Genomic DNA, 19,054 nt, shown 5'->3' with positions numbered 1-19,054 from the left:
GCGTCGGCGAACCCGCCGAGATGGCGCGCCCGATCGACGACAAGAAAAGGACGATGACCATGGCCACATGCGGCGAAGTTCTGGTGCACCTGCTCGAAGGCTACGGTGTCGAGCAAGTGTTCGGCATCCCCGGCGTACATACCGTGGAGCTCTATCGCGGGCTTGCCCGCTCGAAAATCCGCCACGTCACGCCGCGCCACGAGCAAGGCGCCGGCTTCATGGCCGACGGCTTCGCGCGCACCAGCGGCAAGCCCGGCGTGTGCTTCATCATCACCGGCCCGGGCATGACCAACATCGCCACGGCCATGGCCCAGGCCTACGCCGACTCGATTCCGATGCTGGTGATCTCCAGCGTGCAGTCGCGCAGCCAACTGGGCGGCGGGCGCGGCAAGCTCCATGAGCTGCCGTCGCAGAGCAACCTGATCGCCGGTTGCAGCGCCTTCTCCCACACGCTGATGTCGGCCGCCGAACTGCCGGCCGTACTGGCCCGCGCCTTCGCCCTGTTCCAGGCCGGCCGGCCACGCCCAGTGCACATCGAGATCCCCCTCGACGTGCTGGTGGAGAACGCCGACGCGCTGCTCGCCAGCCAACCGGTCCAGGTAGCGCGCGCCGGCGCCGCACCGGCAGCGGTGGCCGAGATGGCCAGCCTGCTCGCAGGAGCGCGGCGTCCGCTGATCCTCGCCGGCGGCGGTGCGATCGATGCCGGCCCTGCCCTGCAGCGCTTGGCCGAGCACCTGCATGCCCCCGTGGCGCTGACCATCAACGCCAAGGGCCTGCTGCCTTCGCGCCACCCGCTGCTGATCGGCTCGACGCAGTCCCTCGAGGCCACCCGCGAACTGGTCAACGAGGCCGACGTGGTCCTCGCGGTCGGCACCGAGCTCGGCGAAACCGACTACGACGTGACCTTCGCCGGCGGATTCAAGATTCCCGGCGCCCTGCTGCGCATCGACATCGACCCGGACCAGACGGTGCGCAATTACCCGCCGCGCGCCGCGCTGGTCGCCGACTCCCGGCTGGCACTGGAAGCCTTGCTCAGCGCCCTGGACGGCCAGGCCCTGGCGGTCGACACCGAGCACTGGGGCGCCCGCCGCGCCGCCAGCCTGCGCGAAGTGCTGCTGGGAACCTGGGACGACAACCTGCGTGCCCAGACCCGCTTCCTGCGCGCCGCGCTGGACGAGCTGCCCGAAGCCGTGCTGGTCGGCGATTCGACCCAGCCGGTGTACACCGGCAACCTCACCCTCGACCTGGAGCAGCCGCGCCGCTGGTTCAACTCCTCGACCGGCTACGGCACCCTCGGCTACGCGCTACCGGCCGCCATCGGCGCCTGGCTGGGCGACGCCTCGCGACGCCCGGTGCTGTGCCTGATCGGCGACGGCGGACTGCAGTTCACCCTGCCGGAGCTGGCCAGCGCCGTGGAAGCGCACGTGCCGCTGATCGTCCTGCTGTGGAACAACCACGGCTACGAGGAAATCAAGAAGTACATGGTCAACCGCGATATCGAGCCAGTCGGCGTGGACATCTACACCCCCGACTTCATCGGCGCGGCCAAGGCACTGGGCTGCAAGGCGCATCGCGCGGGCGACGAAGCGGCACTGCGCGCCGCGCTGCGCGAAGCCGGCGCCAGCTCGCTGCCGACCCTGATCGAGATCGACCAGGCGACCTGGATGAGCAGCCTGGGCTGATGCCTCTCTCCCTGCCGCACCGGGCGGCAGGGATATTCCTGGGGATCGTTCCCCACCCCGCGCCGTCTTCACGGCGCTTTTTTTTCGACCGTGAAACAGCTCTAGAACGGACCTTCCAGGGGAGGCCTGTCGTTTGTGCATGGACGCACGCCAGCCATGCGCCCAGGACATGGCTCCGATGACATTTTTTCGATTGTTGGCCCCTCGCCGAGGTCGCAGGATGACCCCGCCGAAACGCCTGCACCCTCCGGATTCCGGGGCCGCCGGGCGTATCCGACAGGCGGGGGTCGACAGCCCTGACCACCCGCAACGCACCAGTGACCTTCCTCAACAAAAGCGATAAGAGCAAAGGAGTCCCAGATGGGCGAGCGTGATTTCAGCAGAAGGCAATTCATCAAGACCGTAGGGGCCGCCTCGGTAGTAGCGGCAGCCGCCATGTCCATGCCGTTCGTCCGGGCCAGCGCCAGCGACAACCGCTTCCAGGGCAAGACCCTGCGCCTGCTCACCTGGTCCGACGACACCGGCCTTGCGGCACTGCGCAACATCGCCGCGACCTTCGAGGCCAAGACCGGCGCCAAGGTGATCGCCGACCGCACCGGCAGCACCTCGGAGATGGTCGCCAAGCTCAAGGCCGGCGGCGACCGCCCGCAGTACGACGTCATCACCCTGGCCGGTGTCGGCGCCGAGGGCCTGGCCAGCGCCGGACTGCTGGAAAAGCCCGACCTCAACCGCATCCCCAACCTCAAGGACGTACCGGCGAAATACCAGACCGGCGCCGACGGCCACGGCATCGGCTACCTGCTGTGGTGCAACAGCCTGGTGTACAGCACGCGCACCGTGAAGGACGTGCCGGACAGCTACGCGGCCCTGTGGGATGAGAACTACGCCGGCCGCCTGTTCCTGCCGCCGCCGAACTGGACCGAGGCCATGGACCTGATCATCATCGCCGCCAAGCTCGCCGGCGGTGACGAGCACAACATCGAACCGGGCTTCAAGAAGCTCGAAGAGCTCAAGGACCGGGTCATGATGCTGGGCGAAAACCCCAACCAGATCGCCGAGCTGTTCCGCACCGGCTCGCTGGACATCGGCGGCCTCTACGCGCCGGCGTTCTTCCCCAAGCAGATCCGCGACCCGAACTACGGCCTGGGCGCCACCTTCGGCATGAAGGAAGGCTTCTACACCGACCTGATGCTCTCGGTGCTGCCGAAGAACCGTCCGGGCGACACCGACCTGGCCCACGCCTTCATCGACCACTCCCTCGACCCCTACGTGCAGGGCAAGATGGCCGAAGACATCTTCAACGGCCCGGTCAACGCCAAGGCGATCATCTCGGCCGAAGCGCGCAAGAGCCCGTACATCCTCACGCCCGAGCAGATCGCCGAGAAGGCGATCATGCACGACAACGCCTTCCTCGCCACCGTCCACGAGCAGTGGATCCGTCGCTACACGGAAATCTTCTCTTCCTGATGCAGCCATGGCCGCCCCGGCAGCCATGAATCGTCGCGCGCCGGCAGCTCACCCTGCCGGCGTGCGACACGCGGACATTCTCCGTTCTGACGAGAGACGCGACATGCAATCGAGCAATCCGACCCGCCCGGTCGGCGAGGCGCCCCTGCGCCCGCCCCGGCCCTTTTCACCGACGGCGCGTGCCTGGCTGTTCCTCACGCCGTCCCTGTGCTTCCTCATCGTGCTGATCGCCGCCAGCCTGCTGGTGCTGCGCATGAGCGTCGGCGAGAAAGGCGCCGAATGGACCGGTTTCAGCCTGGCCAGCTATGCCCAGCTGCTGCAGCCGTACTACCTCAAATCGCTGCTGCTGACGCTGCGCCTGGCCTTCGTCAGCGCGCTGATCGCAGTGCTGCTGGCGATCCCCGTCGGCTACAGCATGGCGCGCCTGCAGTCGCCGCTATTGCGACGGATCTTCCTCGCCGCCGTGCTGCTGCCGCTGCTGGTCAACCTGCTGCTGCAAAGCTACGGCTGGCTGGTGATCCTGGGACCTGCGGGCATGCTCAACAAGGCGCTGCTGGCCCTGGGCCTGATCAAGCGCCCGGTGATGCTGCTGTACAACCAGAACGGCGTGCTCATGGGCCTGGTCCAGACCGCCTTCCCGCTCGCCGTGCTGCCCATCGCCAGCGCCATGCGCGGCATCTCGCGCAGCTACGAAGAGGCGGCCGCGACCCTCGGCGCCAGCCGCTTCCAGGTCTTCCGCCAGGTGGTGTTGCCGATGAGCCTGCCCGGCATCCTCACCGGGGCGACCCTGGTGTTCGCCTACAACGCCAGCAGCTTCGTGGTCCCGCTGCTGCTCGGCGGGCGCCGCGTGCCGATGCTCGCGGTGATGGTCCATGACCAGATCGCCCCGCTGATGAACTGGCCGGCCGCGTCCGCCGCCGGCGTCGTACTGATCGTCACCACCCTGGCGATCATGACCCTTTCGGAAATCGTCACCGGCCGCCGCCGGCGCATCCTGGAGGCCTCGCAATGAGCACCGCAACCCGCCGCCAGCCGACCCTGCCGGGCGATACCGGGCGCTTCGCGCTGATCCTCTCCGGCTTCATCCTGCTGCTCGCCGTGCTGCCGATCCTGAGCATGATCGTGATGTCCTTCAGCGGCGCCGCGAACCTCGACTTCCCGCCCGCGAGCTACAGCCTGCAGTGGTACCAGGCCGCCTGGCACACCTTCGTCTCGCCCGACGCCAGCGACGTGCTGAGCCTGGGCAAGGCGCTGACCACCAGCCTGCTGGTGTCCTGCCTGACCATGGTTCTAGCAACCCTGGTCGCGGTGCCGGCGGCCTATGCACTGACCCGCTGCGAGTTCCGCGGCAAGGCCGTCGCCCTGCAGCTGATGTCGCTGCCGCTGGTGTTCCCCATGGTCGTGCTGGGCCTGGCCCTGCTGCTGGTGTTCGACAGCCTGCCGCTGCACCTGGACACCTCGCGCCTGGTCATCGCCCACGTGATCCTCGCCCTGCCCTTCGTGGTGAAGAACTGCACGGCGGCGATGGTGGCCATCGGCAGCGAAGTGGAAGAAGCCGCGCAGATGCTCGGCGCCTCGCCGCTGCGGGCCATCGTCGACGTGGTGGTGCCGCTCATGCGCTCGGGCATCCTCGCCGGGATGCTGCTGGCCTTCATCGTGTCGTTCAACGAATTCACGGTGACCTACTTCCTCTACAACATCGACGTGATGACCGTGCCGATCTGGATGTACAGCCGCACCGTGTCGTCGCTGGACCCCACCGTATTCTCGTTCGCCGTGCTGATCGTGCTGATCGACTTCGCCCTCATCTGGGCGCTGGAGAAGCTGGTCGGTGAAGACGGCGTGTCGTTCTGATTCGAGGTGAAACATGAATGGACTGAACCTGCATAACGTCGAGAAGCACTACGGCTCGGCCTGCGCCGTGAAAGACGTCAACCTGCACCTGCCGCAGGGCAAGCTGGTCTGCTTCCTCGGCCCTTCCGGCTGCGGCAAGACCACCCTGCTGCGGATGATCGCCGGCCTGGAGAACCTGAGCGGCGGCGAGATCCTCCTCGACGGCGAGGACATCAGCCTGATCCCCGCGCACCAGCGCAACTTCGGCATGGTGTTCCAGTCGCTGGCGCTGTTCCCGCACATGACCGTCGGCGAGAACATCGCGTACCCACTGAAGCTGCGCGGCGTCGGCAAGGCCGAGCAGCAGGCTCGGGTCAGCGAGCTGCTGCAGATGATCCAGCTGCAGCAGATGGTCGACCGGCCGGTGGCCAAGCTTTCCGGCGGCCAGCGCCAGCGCGTGGCGATCGCCCGCGCCATCGCCTCGCATCCGAAGCTGCTGCTGCTCGACGAGCCGCTGTCGGCGCTCGACGCCAAGTTGCGCGAATCGATGCAGGTGGAAATCCGCCAGCTGCAGCAGCGCCTGAACATCACCACCATCCTGGTCACCCACGACCAGCGCGAAGCCATGACCATGGCCGATATCGTGGTGGTGCTCGGCGAGCACCGCGTACAGCAGGTCGGCACGCCCATCGAGATCTACCGCAACCCGGCCAACGCCTTCGTCGCCGACTTCATCGGCTCGGGCAACATCTTCCCGGCGACCGCCCTGGGCAATGGCCAGGTAGGACTGCCCGGCGGCGCGGCGCTGAATGCGGCGCACTGCCCGAGCATCCAGGCCGGCGCCAGCGTGCGCATGCTGGTGCGCCCGGAGGACCTGCAACTGTCGATTGCGCAGACTCCGGCGGCCAACAGCCTGGCGGGCACCGTGACCTTCATCCGCGACATAGGCGCGACCATCGAGACCACCGTCGAGTGTTCCGGGGTCTCGCTGACCGCCCTCAGCACGCCCTGCCAGGACATAGGCCTGCGCGTAGGCCAGGCCGTCTCGGTGACCATTCCGGAACACGCCTGCCGCGTGCTCGGCGCCTGACGCAAGGGCTGGTGCACCGGCCGTGGTCGCAGGGCGCTTCGGGTTCGACCTCGAAGTGAACGGACAGGAAGGTGAAGCGGCGTACAACCGCGAACGGTTGTACGCCCTACGCCAGGATCGGGCCGAACGTAGGCCGGATAACGTTCGACGTTATCCGCCGATTGGCCTTGGTTCCGGGGTGCTTCGGGTTCGATCTCGAAGTGCGCGGTGGCACAGGTGGCGGATTAGGCATCGCGCAAGCGATACCCGACGCCGGCTTCGGTGACGATGAAGCGCGGGTTGGCCGGGTCGTCGGCGAGCTTCTGCCGCAGGTGACCGACCACCACGCGCAGGTAGTGGGTGTCCTCGACGTGGGTCGGGCCCCAGATGTCCTTGAGCAGTTGCTGCTGGGTCACCACCCGGCCAAGGTGGCGGGCGAGCATGGCCAGCACCGCATATTCCTTGCGCGTCAGTTGCACCTCGGCGCCGTCGAGAGTGACGCGGCGGTAGGCGAAGTCGAGGCTCAGCGGGCCGACGCCGACGCAGGCTTCCTGGCTCTCGCCCTGGTTGCCCTGGCGCAGCAGCACGCGGATTCGCGCGAGGAATTCCTGGATGCCGAACGGCTTGGTCACGTAGTCGTTGGCGCCGCCGTCCAGGGCCAGCACCTTCTCGCTCTCGGCGGCGCGCACCGAGAGCACCAGCACCGGCACCCGCGACCACTCGCGCAGTTCGCGCAGTACGTCCTGGCCGTCCTTGTCCGGCAGGCCGAGGTCGAGTACTACAAGGTCCGGGCGGGTCAGCGCGGCCTGCGCCAGGCCTTCCTCGCCGTTGGCCGCCTCGACCACGCGGTAGCCGCCGGCGCTGAGGCTGATGCGCAGCAGCTTGCGGATCTGCGGTTCGTCGTCGATGACCAGGATGCAGGCAGCGTTGGTGGAGCTCATGGGATCCGGCGGGCTAGGGGAAACGGCGCCTAGCTTGGTCCTTTCAAGCACCGGCATCAAGTTCCTCCAGGTCCGGCTGGCGCTGCAGCGGCAGGTGCAGCGTGAGGCGCGTGCCGTGGCCATCGAGACCGTCGCCGACACTGATCCGCCCGCCATGGGCGCCGACCATGCCCTGGCAGATCGCCAGGCCCAGGCCGGTGCTCGGCCCGCCGCGATCGCCGCGGGCGGCGGTGTAGAACATGTCGAAGATCTTCTCGCGCTCGGCCTCGGGAATCCCCGGGCCCTCGTCGCTGACGCTGAATTGCAGTTCCTCGCCGACCTGCTCCGCTTCCACCCGCAGGCGTCCGCCTGGCGGCGAGAAGCGCGCGGCATTCTCCAGGACGTTGACCAGCGCCTGTTCGATCAGCGCCGCATGCACGTAAAGCAAGGGCAACTCCGCCGGCACGCGGGTTTCCACCCGGTACGGCGCGAGCAGCGCGCGCAGGCGGTGCACGGCGCTGCCGACTATGTCCTCCGGCGCCACCCAGTCGCGCGCCAGCTTCAGCCCGCCGTGGCCCAGGCGGGTCATGTCGAGCAGGTTCTGGATGTAGCGATCCAGGCGCTCGGCCTCGTCGCGGGTGCTTTCCAGCAGCTCCTTGCGATCGTCCGGCGGAATGGCGTCGCCGAGCGCCAGCAGGCTGTCGATGGCGCCGCGCATGGTTGTCAGCGGCGTCCGCAGATCGTGGCTGACCGAGGCCAGCAACGCGCTGCGCAATTGTTCGGTCTCGCCGTGCAGGCGCGCGGCTTCCAGGTCGTCGGCCAGGCGTGCGCGGGACAGCGCCTGGGCCAGCGGCTGACCCAGCGCGGCGAGCAGGCGGCGACGCTGGCCGGGCAGCGGTTCGCCGTCCTTCGGGCGCACGCCAAGCAGCGCCAGCGGCCCCTCTTCCAGCGACAGCGGCCACCACCACCAGCGCCCCGAAGGCAGGGTGCCGGTGCCCAGCCCTGCGGGCTGGTCGTGCTGCCAGGCCCAGTCGGTGGCGGCGCGCTCCTGGTCCTCGAAGGCGCGCACATGCTCCACGGGGCGACCTGCTGGCCGGCGGCTGCCATCACCGCCTGGCGGTCGGTGGCGGCAGTGAGTTTGCGCGACAGCTCCAGCAGCGCGCCGGTCTCCTCCTGGGAATCGCGCAATACCTGCAACTGGCGGCGCTGGCGGGCGGCCAGGTTGCCGGTGAGCGCAGCCATGAGCAGGAAGAACAGCAGGGTCAGTACGTCCTCTTCGCGCTCGATGGTGAACGAGAAGCGCGGGGGGATGAACAGGAAGTCGTAGGCCAGGAACGACAGCACTGCGCAAGCCAGCGAAGGCCACAGGCTGCTGCGCACCGCCACCAGCAACACGGCGGCGAGGAACACCAGGGAGATATTGGGTAGCGCCAGCAGTTGCGACACCCCCCAGGCCAGGGCGCTGGCGCCAGGGCCGGGCCGCGGGCCCCCCCGGCGGCGCCCGCCGCCAGCAAGTAGTCGCGCCAGTGGCCGCGCTCGCGTGCTCGCGGCCCGGCCGGAGCCAGGTCCGCTTCGCTGTCCAGCACGCTGATTTCCAGCCCTTCGCCCAGGCGCAGCAGGCGCGCGGCGAGGCCGCCGCCGAACAGCCGGCGATACCAGCGCTGCCGCGAACGGCCGACGAGGATCACGCTGGCACGGCGTTCGCGGGCATGTTCTACCAGGGTGCGCGCCACCTCGCCGCCGCGCAGCTGGAGGATTTCCCCGCCCAGGCGCTCGGCCAGTTGCTGGGCGTTCTGCAGGTGCAGGCGCGACTGCTCGTCACGGGCGCCTCCGGTGTCGACATGCACCAGCGTCCACGGCAGGTGTCGGCGCTCGGCCACCCGCGAGGCGTGGCGCACCAGGCGCTCGGCATTGTGTTCGCCGTCCACCGCCACCAGCAGGCGGCCACGCACGGCAGGCGCCTCGCTGCCCAGTTGGCGGTAGCGTTGCGCGAGGTCGGCGTCGACCCTCGCGGCGGCCGTCTGCATGGTCAGTTCGCGCAGCGCGGTGAGGTTGGTCTGGCTGAAGAAGGCGTCGATGGCCGCGCGCGCCTGCTCCGGCACGTAGACCTTGCCCTCGCGCAGGCGTTCGAGCAGCTCGCGCGGCGGCAGGTCGACCAGCAGCAGCTCGTCGGCCTCCTGCAGCACCCAGTCGGGCACCGTCTCGCGGACTTGCACGCCGGTGATGTCGCGCACCTGGTCGTTGAGACTCTCCAGGTGCTGCACGTTGACCGTGGTGTAGACGTCGATGCCCGCCGAGAGCAGCTCCTGGATGTCCTGCCAGCGCTTGGCGTGGCGGCTGCCGGGGGCGTTGGTGTGCGCCAGCTCGTCGACCAGCGCCAGTTGCGGCGGGTCGCGCAGCAGGCCGTCGAGGTCCATCTCGGTGAGGCGGATGCCGCGGTATTCCGAACGCAGCGGCGGCTGCTGCGGCAAGCCCACCAGCAGCGCCTCGGTCTCGGCGCGGCCGTGGGTCTCGACGACTCCCGCGCGCAGCTTCACGCCCTGGCGCAGCTGGCCCTGGGCGGCCAGCAGCATGGCGTAGGTCTTGCCCACGCCAGGTGCGGCGCCGAGGAACACCTTCAGGCGTCCGCGGCCATTGCGCTCGACTTCGGCGAGCAGGGCGTCAGCGCGCTTGGGATCGGTCATGCGGGTCTCCTCGGGATTGCGCGCAAGTCTAGCGAGCGGCCTGTTCGAGAGCCATGTTCAGCGCCAGCACGTTGACCACGGCCGGGCCCACCAGCGGGCGCTGGGTGTTCGCCTCCACCAGGCGCTGCACGTTATCGGCCGGCAGGTTGCGCGCGGCGGCGATGCGCGGCACCTGGTAGAGCGCGGCCTCCGGCGGCAGCTGCGGATCGAGGCCGCTGCCGGACGTGGTGACCAGCGCCTGCGGCACCGGTTGACCGCCTACCGCTTCACTGGCGGCGTCCTTGGCGATACGTGCGGCCAGCGCCGGGTTGCCCGGAGACAGGTTGGAAGCGCTGCTGGAAACGGTAGCGAAATCACCGGCCGAGGGCCGCTCGTGGAACCACTGCGGGCCCTCGAACTTCTGCGCGATCAGCGACGAGCCGCGCACCTGGCCCTGGGCGTCGCGCACCAGGCTGCCATTGGCCTGCGCCGGGAAGGCGACCTGGGCGATGCCGGTGACGACCAGCGGATAAGCCACGCCGGTGACCACGGACAGCAGGGCCAGGGAGGCGATGGCGGGACGGAGTTGCTTGAGCATTTGGGTATTCCTCGATTCGATTGGGCGTCTTCTGGGCTCCCGCATTCGCGGGAGTGACGGGATGGGACGCCCTCCCCCTCCTCGTCATCCCCGCGCACGCGGGGACCCGGAAACCGAACGTCAGGCCAGGCCCAGCGCTACCAGCAGCAGGTCGATGGCCTTGATGCCGATGAAGGGCGCGATGATCCCGCCCACCCCGTAGATCAGCAGGTTGCGCCGCAGCAGGTGCATGGCGTCGGTCGCCGCCACGCGCACGCCGCGCAGGGCCAGGGGGATCAGCGCGATGATGATCAGCGCGTTGAACACGATGGCCGAGAGGATGGCGCTCTGCGGGCTGGCCAGGTGCATGACGTTGAGCACCTGCAGTTGCGGATAGATGCCGGCGAACAGCGCGGGCAGGATGGCGAAGTACTTGGCCACGTCGTTGGCCACCGAGAAGGTGGTCAGCGCGCCGCGGGTCACCAGCAGTTCCTTGCCGACCTGCACCACGTCGAGCAGCTTGGTCGGGTCGCTGTCCAGGTCCACCAGGTTGGCTGCCTCGCGGGCCGCCTGGGTGCCGTCGTTCATCGCCATGCCGACGTCCGCTTGCGCGAGAGCCGGGGCATCGTTGGCGCCGTCACCGCACATCGCGACCATGCGCCCTTCACCCTGTTCCTGGCGGATACGCGCCAGTTTCTTCTCCGGGGTGGCTTCGGCGATCACGTCGTCCACGCCCGCTTCGGCGGCAATCGCGGCGGCGGTCAGCGGGTTGTCGCCGGTCACCATCACGGTGCGGATGCCCATGCGGCGCAGCTCGGCGAAACGCTCGCGGATGCCCGGCTTGACCACGTCCTTCAAGTGGATGGCGCCGAGCAGCTTGCCGTCCGCCACCACCAGCAGCGGAGTGCCGCCGCTCTGGGCGATGCGCTCGACTTCCTTGGCCAGGCTTTCCGGCATGTCGTTGCGGGCGCGGCCGATGAAGGCCAGCGCGGCGTCCACGGCACCCTTGCGGTAGACGTGGTTGTGGATATCCACGCCGGACAGGCGGGTTTCCGCGCTGAAGGCGATTGGGGTCATCAGCTCGCGCGCAGGCTCGGCAATGCGGTGCAGGCCGCGAACGTACTCGACGATCGACTTGCCCTCGGGGGTGTCGTCGGCCAGCGAGGCCAGCAGCGCGCCCTCGGCCAGCTGCACGGCGGCGACGCCAGGCGCGGCATGCAGCGCGCTGCAGCGACGGTTGCCGAAGGTGATGGTGCCGGTCTTGTCGAGCATCAGCACGTGCACGTCACCCGCCGCCTCCACAGCGCGGCCGGACTTGGCGATCACGTTCAGGCGCACCAGGCGGTCCATGCCGGCGATGCCGATGGCCGAGAGCAGGCCGCCGATGGTGGTCGGGATCAGGGTCACCAGCAGCGCCACCAGGAACACCAGCGGCAGGTGGCCGCCGGCGAACAGGGCGAAGGGCTTCAGGGTCACCACTACCAGCAGGAAGATCAGCGTCAGGCCGATCAGCAGGATGTCCAGCGCCACCTCGTTGGGGGTCTTCTGGCGCTTGGCACCTTCGACCAGGGCGATCATCCGGTCGAGGGTCGACTCGCCCGGGTTGACGCTGATCCGCACCACCAGCCAGTCGGAGACCAGGCGGGTGTTGCCGGTGACGGCCGAACGGTCGCCGCCGGATTCGCGGATCACCGGCGCCGATTCGCCGGTGATGGCCGACTCGTTGACCGCGGCCACGCCCTCGATCACCTCGCCGTCGCCGGGGATCAGCTCGCCGGCCACCACGCGCACCACATCGCCTTTGCGCAGGCTGCTGGCGGGCACGCTCTCGTAGGCGCCGTCGACGTTCAGGCGCTGCGCCATCAGGCCCTGGGTGCCGGCCTTGAGGCTGTCGGCGCGGGCCTTGCCGCGGCCCTCCGCGAGGGCCTCGGCGAAGTTGGCGAAGAGCACGGTGAACCACAGCCAGGCGGCGATCTGCGCGGCTACCGCGAGCGGCACGTTATCGCCGCCGGTGAAGCACAGCACGGTGGTGAGGACGGCGGTCAGCTCGACCACCAGCATCACCGGCGAGCGCTGCAGCTGGCGCGGGTCGAGCTTGACGAAGGCCTGCAGCAGCGCCGGCTTCCACAGCGCGGCGAAGCTCAGGCTCTGGCGTTTATCGGAAGCGGGCATGGCAGCTTTCAGCGACATGTCCTGGGTCTTGGCATTCATCTGTTGGCTCCTCAGAAGCCGAGGGCCAGGTGATCGGCCACCGGGCCGAGGACCAGGGTCGGCAGGAAGTTCAGGCCGCCGACCAGGAGGATGGTCGCGGTCAGCAGGCCGATGAACAGCAGTCCGTGGGTGGGGAAGCTGTTCGGCCCGACCGGCACGCGCTTCTTCGCCGCCAGGCTGCCGGCAATCGCCAGCACCGGGACGATGTAGCCGAAGCGGCCGATGAGCATGGCCAGGGCGATCATCAGGTTGTGGAACGGGGTGTTGGCGCCGAAGCCGGCGAAGGCCGAGCCGTTGTTCGCGGTGCCCGAGGTGTAGGCATACAGCAGCTGGCTGAAGCCGTGAGCGCCTGGGTTGGTGACGGCCGATGCCGGGCCCGGCAGGCTGGCGGCGATGGCGCCGAGCACCAGCACGCCGACCGGCATCACCAGCAAGGTGGCGACCAGCAGGCGAACCTCGCGGGCCTCCAGTTTCTTGCCGAGGTATTCCGGGGTGCGGCCGATCATCAGGCCGGCGAGGAACACCGCGACCAGGACGAACAGCAGCATCCCGTAGAGGCCCGAGCCAACGCCGCCGAAGATCACCTCGCCGAGCATCATGTTGAACATCGCCACCAGGCCGCTGAGCGGGTTGAGGCTGTCGTGCATGGCGTTCACCGAGCCGTTGGAGGCGGCGGTGGTGGTCACGGCCCAGAGCACGCTGGCGGTGGTGCCGAAGCGGCTTTCCTTGCCTTCCAGGGGGGCGCCCTGGGTGATCGGCAGGTGCGCCAGGGTCGGGTTGGGCTGGTACTCGGCCCACAGCGCCACGCCCAGGCCGATGACCAGCATCAGCAGCATGCAGCCGAGGATCGCGCGGCTCTGGCGCAGGTCCTTCACGTAGTGGCCGAAGGTGAACACCAGCGCCGCTGGAATCAGGATGATCGAGGCCACCTCGAACAGGTTGGCCCAGGCGCTGGGGTTTTCGAACGGGTGCGCCGAGTTCACGCCGAAGAAGCCGCCACCGTTGGTGCCCAACTGCTTGATGGCGATCTGGCTGGCCGCCGGACCGAGCGGGATGACCTGGTCGGCGCCCTGCAGGGTGCTGGCGTGGACGTAGTCGAGGAAGGTCTGCGGCACGCCCTGCCAGACCAGGAACAGCGCCATCAGCAGGCACAGCGGCAGCAGGCCGTAGAGGGTGGCGCGGGTCAGGTCGACCCAGAAGTTGCCGAGGTTCTGCGTGGACTTGCGGGCAATGCCGCGCGCCAGCACCACCAGCACAGCCACGCCAACCGCCGGGCTGACGAAGTTCTGCACGGTCAGGCCGAGCATCTGGCTCAGGTAGCTCAGCGAGGCTTCGCCGCTATAGGCCTGCCAGTTGGTGTTGGTGACGAAGCTCACCGCGGTGTTGAACGCCAGGGTCCACTCCAGACCCGGCATGTGCTGCGGGTTGAGCGGCAGCGCGCCCTGCCCGACCAGGATGGCGAAGAGCACGGCCAGGCCGACCAGGTTGAAGGCCAGCAGGGCCAGGGTGTAGGTCTTCCAGTTCTGCTCGGCCTGCGGATCGACCCCGCAGACGCGATAGATCATCCGCTCCACCGGCAGGAGCACCGGGCTGAGGAAGGTCCGCTGGCCCTCCATCACCTTGTAATAGAAACGTCCCAGCAGCGGCGCGGGCGCCAGTACCAGGACGAAGAAGGCCACCAGCAGCAGCACATCATGGCTGTTCATGCGGCCTCCTTAGGTGCGGTCGGCGCGCAGCAGCGCCACCAGCAAGTAGATGAATAGTCCCGTGGCCAGAACCAGGGACACCCCGTCGAGCACGCTCATGTCTTTGTCTCCTCACGCAGGCGAATCCTTGCGATGGGGAAAGTGTCCGCAAAGGGGGCGTAAAGAAGCGATTGGCGGCCTGTCGGCAGGGCATAAAGAAAGCGTAAAGAAGCCTCTGGGGTCGGCTTCGGCGGGCTTTGTAGCAATCCGGATACACGCATGACATTTCGTCGATATGCACGTCCGTCAGGCTCCTCCAGCCTGGCCGCCCGTGTAACCGCGGGTTAGCATCCGCCCCCTGCCCCGACACTCGCCGAGCGTGTCCCGCCCGCCACAGGACTCCCATGCAGCGCAGCCCCTCTCCCGCCACCACGCCCTCCGAAGCCCCCCGCCGCTGGACCACCCGCGCCCTGCTGGTGGACGACGACGAGCCGATCCGCGAGCTGCTCTGCGGGTACCTCGCGCGCTTCAACATCGAGACGCGCGGCGTCGCCGACGGCCAGCAGATGCGCCAGGCGCTGGCCGAGGAAAGCTTCGACGTGGTGGTGCTCGACCTGATGCTGCCGGGCGAGGACGGCCTGTCGCTGTGCCGCCACCTGCGCAGCGAGTCGGATATCCCGATTCTCATGCTCACCGCGCGCTGCGAGCCGGCCGACCGCATCATCGGCCTGGAGCTGGGCGCCGACGACTACATGGCCAAGCCCTTCGAGCCGCGCGAACTGGTGGCGCGCATCCAGACCATCCTGCGCCGCGTCCGTGGCGACGAAGGCACGCGCAACGAACCGCGCTCGCAGGTGCGCTTCGACCAGTGGCGCCTGGACAGCGTGCTGCGCCAGCTGCACACCCCGGACGGCCTGGTGGTGCCGCTGTCGAACGCCGAGTTCCGCCTGCTCTGGACCTTCATCGAGCGCCCGCGCCGGGTGCTCAACCGCGAGCTTCTTCTGGACGCCGCGCGCGGCCGCGCCATCGAAGCCTTCGACCGCAGCATCGACCTGCTGGTCTCGCGCCTGCGGCAGAAGCTCGGCGACGACCCGCGCTCGCCGAAGCTGATCAAGACCGTGCGCGGCGAAGGCTATCTGTTCGACGTCAGCGAAATCGCCTGAAGCGGCGCGAGGCCTGAGACCGACCGATGAAGAAGCGCTCCCTGCAGCTTGCCGACACTCTGTTCGCCCGCCTGTTCGGGGTCTTCCTGCTGGCCATCGTGGTTGCCCACCTGCTGGCCTTCGTCTGGTTCGAGCACTACCACCACCGAGACTTTCCACCCCCGCCGCCGCATGAGCAGGCCGGGTTCGACCCGCGCGAGCCGCACGGCCCGCCACCGGAATTCGGCCCACCGCCGCACCATCCACCGCTTCTTGGCGGGCCCTTCCTGTTCCAGCTGCTGGCCCTGGTCGGCGCTGCCTGGTTCGGCGCACGCCTGCTGGCGCGGCCCGTGCAGCGCCTGGGCGACGCCGCGCGCCAGCTCAGCGACGACCTCGACAGCCCGCCGATACCCGAAACCGGTCCGCAGGAAGCCAAGCAGGCGGCGCAGGCTTTCAACCGCATGCGCGAACGCATCCGCGAACAGGTGCAGCAGCGCAGCCGCATGCTGGTGGCGGTCTCCCATGACCTGCGCACGCCGCTCTCGCGGCTGAAGCTGCGCGTCGAGGAGATCGACAACCCGCAGCTGCGCACGCGCATCAGCCAGGACCTGAGCGAGATGATCGGCATGCTCGACTCGACCCTGCACTACCTGCATCAGGAGCGCGCCAGTGAACCGCGGCAGTGGCTGGACGTGATGGCGCTGGTCGAGTCCCTCGCCGAGGACGCCTGCGAACATGGCGCCAAGGTGCGTGTCGAGGGCCAGTGCGCGCCGCTCAAGGTGCAATCCATGGCCCTGCGTTCGTGCCTGAGCAACCTGCTGGACAATGCCCTGCGCTACGCCGGCGACGTGGAGTTCGTCCTGCGCGACGGCGGCGGCCGCGTGGAAATCCGTGTGCAGGACCACGGCCCGGGCATCCCCGCCGAGATGCGCGAGCAGGTTTTCGAGCCGTTCTTCCGCCTGGAAGGCTCGCGCAACCGCAACTCCGGCGGCGTCGGCCTGGGCCTGGCGATCGCCCGCGACGCCGCGCGGCGCCACGGCGGCGAGCTGCACTTCGAGGAAACCCCGGGCGGCGGCGCCACCGCCGTGCTGAGCCTGCCGCGCACCTGAGTTTGTCGGCGCGCGCATACAAAGCGCACATACCCCAGACAACTGCCTCACCGACGCTGGCATGACCGGGAAACCGGGGTCCGGCAGCAGAAACTTCTTGGAGGCAGTCCAATGATCAGCGGAGTCAGCGGCTACAGCAGCAGCTACTACAGCGGGCTAACCAGCACGCAGCGCAGCACCACCAGCAGCACCCAAACCACCACCAGCAGCACCAGCGGCAACGACAAGGCGAAGGCGTTCGCCGCCAACCTGTTCAAGTCCCTGGACAGCGACGGTGACGGCAGCATCAGCTCCAGCGAACTGACCAGCGCCCTGTCGTCGAGCGACAGCAGTTCCAGCAGCAGCGAAATCGACGTCGACGACCTGCTCGCGCAGATGGACAGCGACAGCAGCGGCGGCATCAGCGAATCCGAGCTGAGCAGCGCCCTGCAACAAGCCCAGGGCGACATGCCACCGCCTCCGCCGCCACCTTCCGCCGACCAGGCCGCCAGCGACCTGCTGTCGTCCCTGGACAGCGATGGCGACGGCAGCATCAGCAGCGACGAGCTGACCGCAGCCAGCAGCACTTCGAGTACCGACACCAGCGACCTGTTCAGCGCGCTGGACAGCGACGACAACGGCAGCATCAGCAAGGACGAGCTGACCAGCGCCCTGCAGCAGACCCAAGGCGACATGCCACCGCCTCCGCCGCCCTCGGGCAGTGACGCCGGCAGCAGCCTGACCGCCAGTGCCAGCAGCGATTCGAGCAGCTCAAGCTCCAGCGACGGCAGCACCAGCAACTCCGACATGGTGCAGCAGATGCTCGCCATGCTGGCCAAGCACTACCAGGACAGCAGCTCGGCAAGCTACCAGAGCACCAGCGGCAGCCTGCTGAACGTCGCCGCCTGACCCCGGCCCGCGCCGGCTTCCCTTGTAGGAGCGAGCTTGCTCGCGAACAGCTTGGCACGGTATTCCCGCTGTGCAGGAGCGGATCTCACCCGCGAAATCCCGGCAAAGGTGTCTCCCTGTAGGAGCGGATTCATCCGCGATTACTTTCGCGGACAAGGTCCGCTCCTACAGGTTTCCGCTATCCCCGCCATTCCCGTCTTCCCCGCGCCCCCCCAAAACGATGTAGCGCGCCGCTTCGGCGTCTTCGGACGCTTCTTGTCTCGCCTCTCGGCGAGTCACGTTGGCAAGCTCCAGAGCCGAGATGCAGCTTTAGTAGATACCGTGTCATCTACCCCCGAGCAAGGGCCAGTTCCGGATTGAAGGGCTGGCCCGACTTGAGGACGCCGTAGGCGATCTGCAGCAGCTTGCGCATCGCCGCGCAGATGATTTGCTTACCGACTTTGCCGTTCTTTTTCAGCCGTATCCGCAGTGCTCGAATCGGCGCGTTGTGGCGCATGGCGCTGATGGCGGGCATGAACAGGCCGGCTCGCAGGAGCCGTGAACCCATCTTGGAAATGCTCGTCTGGCCCTTGTGCTGGCCGGACTCGCGCAACCTTGGGTTGAGCCCGGCAAAGGCCACGACGGCACGAGCACTGTCGAAGCGGCTGATCGTTCCGAGCTCGGCCAACAGTAGCGCGGCAGTCTGGTCACTGATGCCGTCGATGCTTTTGAGCAGATCACGCTTGCCGCGCAAATCCGGGTCATCGTCGATGTGATCTCGGATGGCCTTCGCAGTCTGTTCGATCTGCCGTTCCAGATGTGCCGCTACCGACAGGATCGATTCCTTGACCGGGTCGGTCTTCGCCGTTTCCAGCCGATTAACCTCCATCTGGAACAGCTCTTTGAGCTCCTCGTAGCGGCGCACCAGGGCTTGCAGTTGGCGCACACTCAGCGGCTCCGGCTGCCAGGGCTGGAGGTCGCCGACATGCCGGGCGCCGTACAGTGCAATTAGCTTGGCGTCGACCTTGTCGGTCTTCACGCGCTGCATCTGGCTCTGCGCGTAGCTGGCAATGCGCGCCGGGTTCATCACGCAAACCCGGTACCCCCTGGCCAGCAGGAAGTCGCCCAACGCTTCGTGGTAGATGTTGGTCGCCTCCACCACGATCCAGGCCCCTGGCTCGGCATACTGCTGCAACCATTGCTCAAAGGCCCTAAAGCCCGAGGAATCGTTGCTCAGATTCCCTTTGGTGCGGTACTTGCCATTGCTTTGCAGTACCGCGATGTCGAACGTTTTCTTGGCGATATCCACGCCAACGACGATGGTCATATTCGATTACCCCCGATGTAGCCGCTGTCCCAGAACACCACTCCATCCAACCTTGCTTATGCGAGCTCTCACCTGCGGTGGGCTCTAGATACCGTTCGGATTCGTGAGTGGGGTGGGAAGGCAGGAGACCATCTACATTGCAAGCTCGAGGCTTAAGGGCGAATTCGTCTTCCTGGCCTTCCTTCCGGGGATCAGCCGGAGACTACCCACCAATCTGGCGGGGCGTCGACATACAAGGGCGAATAACCCCGAGAGGGTTATCCGCCGTTTTCGTGCCGGGCGGCGCATAACCGCGAACGCGGTTATGCGCCCTACGGGCTAGCTCCCGCGTTCGCGAGGATGACGGGGCCGTGTAGGAGCGGATTCATCCGCGAACCGCACGGCACGGTCTTTCCCTGTAGGAGCGGCCCATGGCCGCGATTCGCGCGCATGGCGCGCTCCTACAGGTGAGATCGGCGCGGGGATTGTCGCGGATGAATCCGCCCCTGCAGGGTGACGCCGA

At 68.0% G+C, this 19,054-nt stretch carries 14 protein-coding genes and 1 pseudogene; 8 read left to right on the top strand and 7 right to left on the bottom strand.

The features are described 5' to 3' along the window. The first annotated feature begins 59 nt into the window (after nucleotides 1–59). The 5 genes from PKB_RS09150 to PKB_RS09130 all read left to right on the top strand — a co-directional run bounded on the left by PKB_RS09150 (nucleotide 60) and on the right by PKB_RS09130 (nucleotide 6,072). On the top strand, nucleotides 60–1,682 hold the full coding sequence (locus PKB_RS09150) for a 5-guanidino-2-oxopentanoate decarboxylase (RefSeq protein WP_043257100.1): 1,623 nt from the start codon (nucleotides 60–62) through the stop codon (nucleotides 1,680–1,682). Between the two features lie 360 nt (nucleotides 1,683–2,042). Continuing rightward, nucleotides 2,043–3,149 (top strand): ABC transporter substrate-binding protein, encoded by a 1,107-nt coding sequence (locus PKB_RS09145; RefSeq protein ID WP_043250985.1) that lies wholly within the window; start codon nucleotides 2,043–2,045, stop codon nucleotides 3,147–3,149. Nucleotides 3,150–3,252: 103 nt separating this feature from the next. Next, a complete protein-coding gene (locus PKB_RS09140) occupies nucleotides 3,253–4,161 on the top strand; it encodes an ABC transporter permease (protein WP_043250981.1) in 909 nt (302 codons plus the stop codon). After that, nucleotides 4,158–5,003: an ABC transporter permease gene (locus tag PKB_RS09135; protein WP_043250979.1), complete on the top strand. Its 846-nt coding sequence runs from the start codon at nucleotides 4,158–4,160 to the stop codon at nucleotides 5,001–5,003. Before PKB_RS09140 ends, PKB_RS09135 begins: the two co-directional genes overlap by 4 nt. A gap of 13 nt (nucleotides 5,004–5,016) precedes the next feature. Further along, nucleotides 5,017–6,072, top strand: a complete 1,056-nt coding sequence (locus PKB_RS09130) for an ABC transporter ATP-binding protein (RefSeq protein ID WP_043250976.1) — start codon at nucleotides 5,017–5,019, stop codon at nucleotides 6,070–6,072. Nucleotides 6,073–6,296: 224 nt separating this feature from the next. Here the strand turns inward: PKB_RS09130 and PKB_RS09125 are convergent, their stop codons facing one another. The 6 genes and pseudogenes from PKB_RS09125 to kdpF all read right to left on the bottom strand — a co-directional run bounded on the left by PKB_RS09125 (nucleotide 6,297) and on the right by kdpF (nucleotide 14,227). Further along, nucleotides 6,297–6,992 (bottom strand): response regulator, encoded by a 696-nt coding sequence (locus PKB_RS09125; protein WP_043250974.1) that lies wholly within the window; start codon nucleotides 6,990–6,992, stop codon nucleotides 6,297–6,299. 43 nt (nucleotides 6,993–7,035) lie between these two features. Next, nucleotides 7,036–9,655 (bottom strand): annotated as a pseudogene (locus PKB_RS09120) (DUF4118 domain-containing protein). 28 nt (nucleotides 9,656–9,683) lie between these two features. After that, nucleotides 9,684–10,232 carry a potassium-transporting ATPase subunit KdpC gene (gene kdpC, locus PKB_RS09115; protein ID WP_043250972.1) on the bottom strand — a complete coding sequence of 183 codons (549 nt, stop codon included), beginning with the start codon at nucleotides 10,230–10,232 and terminating at the stop codon, nucleotides 9,684–9,686. A 120-nt stretch (nucleotides 10,233–10,352) separates the two neighbouring features. Then, on the bottom strand, nucleotides 10,353–12,401 hold the full coding sequence (gene kdpB, locus PKB_RS09110; RefSeq protein ID WP_371370474.1) for a potassium-transporting ATPase subunit KdpB: 2,049 nt from the start codon (nucleotides 12,399–12,401) through the stop codon (nucleotides 10,353–10,355). A 32-nt stretch (nucleotides 12,402–12,433) separates the two neighbouring features. After that, nucleotides 12,434–14,128 carry a potassium-transporting ATPase subunit KdpA gene (gene kdpA, locus PKB_RS09105; RefSeq protein WP_043250968.1) on the bottom strand — a complete coding sequence of 565 codons (1,695 nt, stop codon included), beginning with the start codon at nucleotides 14,126–14,128 and terminating at the stop codon, nucleotides 12,434–12,436. A gap of 9 nt (nucleotides 14,129–14,137) precedes the next feature. Then, nucleotides 14,138–14,227 carry a K(+)-transporting ATPase subunit F gene (gene kdpF, locus PKB_RS09100; protein WP_043250967.1) on the bottom strand — a complete coding sequence of 30 codons (90 nt, stop codon included), beginning with the start codon at nucleotides 14,225–14,227 and terminating at the stop codon, nucleotides 14,138–14,140. A 284-nt stretch (nucleotides 14,228–14,511) separates the two neighbouring features. Here kdpF and PKB_RS09095 point away from each other — a divergent pair, with 284 nt between their 5' ends. The 3 genes from PKB_RS09095 to xopAW all read left to right on the top strand — a co-directional run bounded on the left by PKB_RS09095 (nucleotide 14,512) and on the right by xopAW (nucleotide 17,246). Next, nucleotides 14,512–15,270: a response regulator gene (locus tag PKB_RS09095; RefSeq protein ID WP_043250964.1), complete on the top strand. Its 759-nt coding sequence runs from the start codon at nucleotides 14,512–14,514 to the stop codon at nucleotides 15,268–15,270. Between the two features lie 26 nt (nucleotides 15,271–15,296). Then, nucleotides 15,297–16,358 (top strand): HAMP domain-containing sensor histidine kinase, encoded by a 1,062-nt coding sequence (locus PKB_RS09090; RefSeq protein WP_043250961.1) that lies wholly within the window; start codon nucleotides 15,297–15,299, stop codon nucleotides 16,356–16,358. 111 nt (nucleotides 16,359–16,469) lie between these two features. After that, on the top strand, nucleotides 16,470–17,246 hold the full coding sequence (gene xopAW / locus PKB_RS09085) for a XopAW family type III secretion system calcium-binding effector (protein WP_052355222.1): 777 nt from the start codon (nucleotides 16,470–16,472) through the stop codon (nucleotides 17,244–17,246). Nucleotides 17,247–17,574: 328 nt separating this feature from the next. Here xopAW and PKB_RS09080 read toward each other — a convergent pair whose 3' ends face one another. Next, the gene (locus tag PKB_RS09080; protein ID WP_043250958.1) at nucleotides 17,575–18,552 is read right to left on the bottom strand and encodes an IS110 family RNA-guided transposase; all 978 of its coding nucleotides are present in this window, start codon (nucleotides 18,550–18,552) and stop codon (nucleotides 17,575–17,577) included. Between the last annotated feature and the right edge of the window lie 502 nt (nucleotides 18,553–19,054).

Origin of the sequence: Pseudomonas knackmussii B13 (genome assembly GCF_000689415.1) — a bacterium.
In the GTDB taxonomy this organism is placed as follows: domain Bacteria; phylum Pseudomonadota; class Gammaproteobacteria; order Pseudomonadales; family Pseudomonadaceae; genus Pseudomonas; species Pseudomonas knackmussii.
This window is presented reverse-complemented; position numbering and strand designations above follow the sequence as displayed.

What these genes read in the sequence shown, in the direction of transcription:
- PKB_RS09150 (WP_043257100.1), top strand. Translation starts at nt 60, where the DNA reads ATGGCCACATGCGGCGAAGTTCTGGTGCACCTGCTCGAAGGCTACGGT.
- PKB_RS09145 (WP_043250985.1), top strand. Translation starts at nt 2,043, where the DNA reads ATGGGCGAGCGTGATTTCAGCAGAAGGCAATTCATCAAGACCGTAGGG.
- PKB_RS09140 (WP_043250981.1), top strand. Translation starts at nt 3,253, where the DNA reads ATGCAATCGAGCAATCCGACCCGCCCGGTCGGCGAGGCGCCCCTGCGC.
- PKB_RS09135 (WP_043250979.1), top strand. Translation starts at nt 4,158, where the DNA reads ATGAGCACCGCAACCCGCCGCCAGCCGACCCTGCCGGGCGATACCGGG.
- PKB_RS09130 (WP_043250976.1), top strand. Translation starts at nt 5,017, where the DNA reads ATGAATGGACTGAACCTGCATAACGTCGAGAAGCACTACGGCTCGGCC.
- PKB_RS09125 (WP_043250974.1), bottom strand. Translation starts at nt 6,992, where the DNA reads ATGAGCTCCACCAACGCTGCCTGCATCCTGGTCATCGACGACGAACCG.
- kdpC (WP_043250972.1), bottom strand. Translation starts at nt 10,232, where the DNA reads ATGCTCAAGCAACTCCGTCCCGCCATCGCCTCCCTGGCCCTGCTGTCC.
- kdpB (WP_371370474.1), bottom strand. Translation starts at nt 12,401, where the DNA reads ATGTCGCTGAAAGCTGCCATGCCCGCTTCCGATAAACGCCAGAGCCTG.
- kdpA (WP_043250968.1), bottom strand. Translation starts at nt 14,128, where the DNA reads ATGAACAGCCATGATGTGCTGCTGCTGGTGGCCTTCTTCGTCCTGGTA.
- kdpF (WP_043250967.1), bottom strand. Translation starts at nt 14,227, where the DNA reads ATGAGCGTGCTCGACGGGGTGTCCCTGGTTCTGGCCACGGGACTATTC.
- PKB_RS09095 (WP_043250964.1), top strand. Translation starts at nt 14,512, where the DNA reads ATGCAGCGCAGCCCCTCTCCCGCCACCACGCCCTCCGAAGCCCCCCGC.
- PKB_RS09090 (WP_043250961.1), top strand. Translation starts at nt 15,297, where the DNA reads ATGAAGAAGCGCTCCCTGCAGCTTGCCGACACTCTGTTCGCCCGCCTG.
- xopAW (WP_052355222.1), top strand. Translation starts at nt 16,470, where the DNA reads ATGATCAGCGGAGTCAGCGGCTACAGCAGCAGCTACTACAGCGGGCTA.
- PKB_RS09080 (WP_043250958.1), bottom strand. Translation starts at nt 18,552, where the DNA reads ATGACCATCGTCGTTGGCGTGGATATCGCCAAGAAAACGTTCGACATC.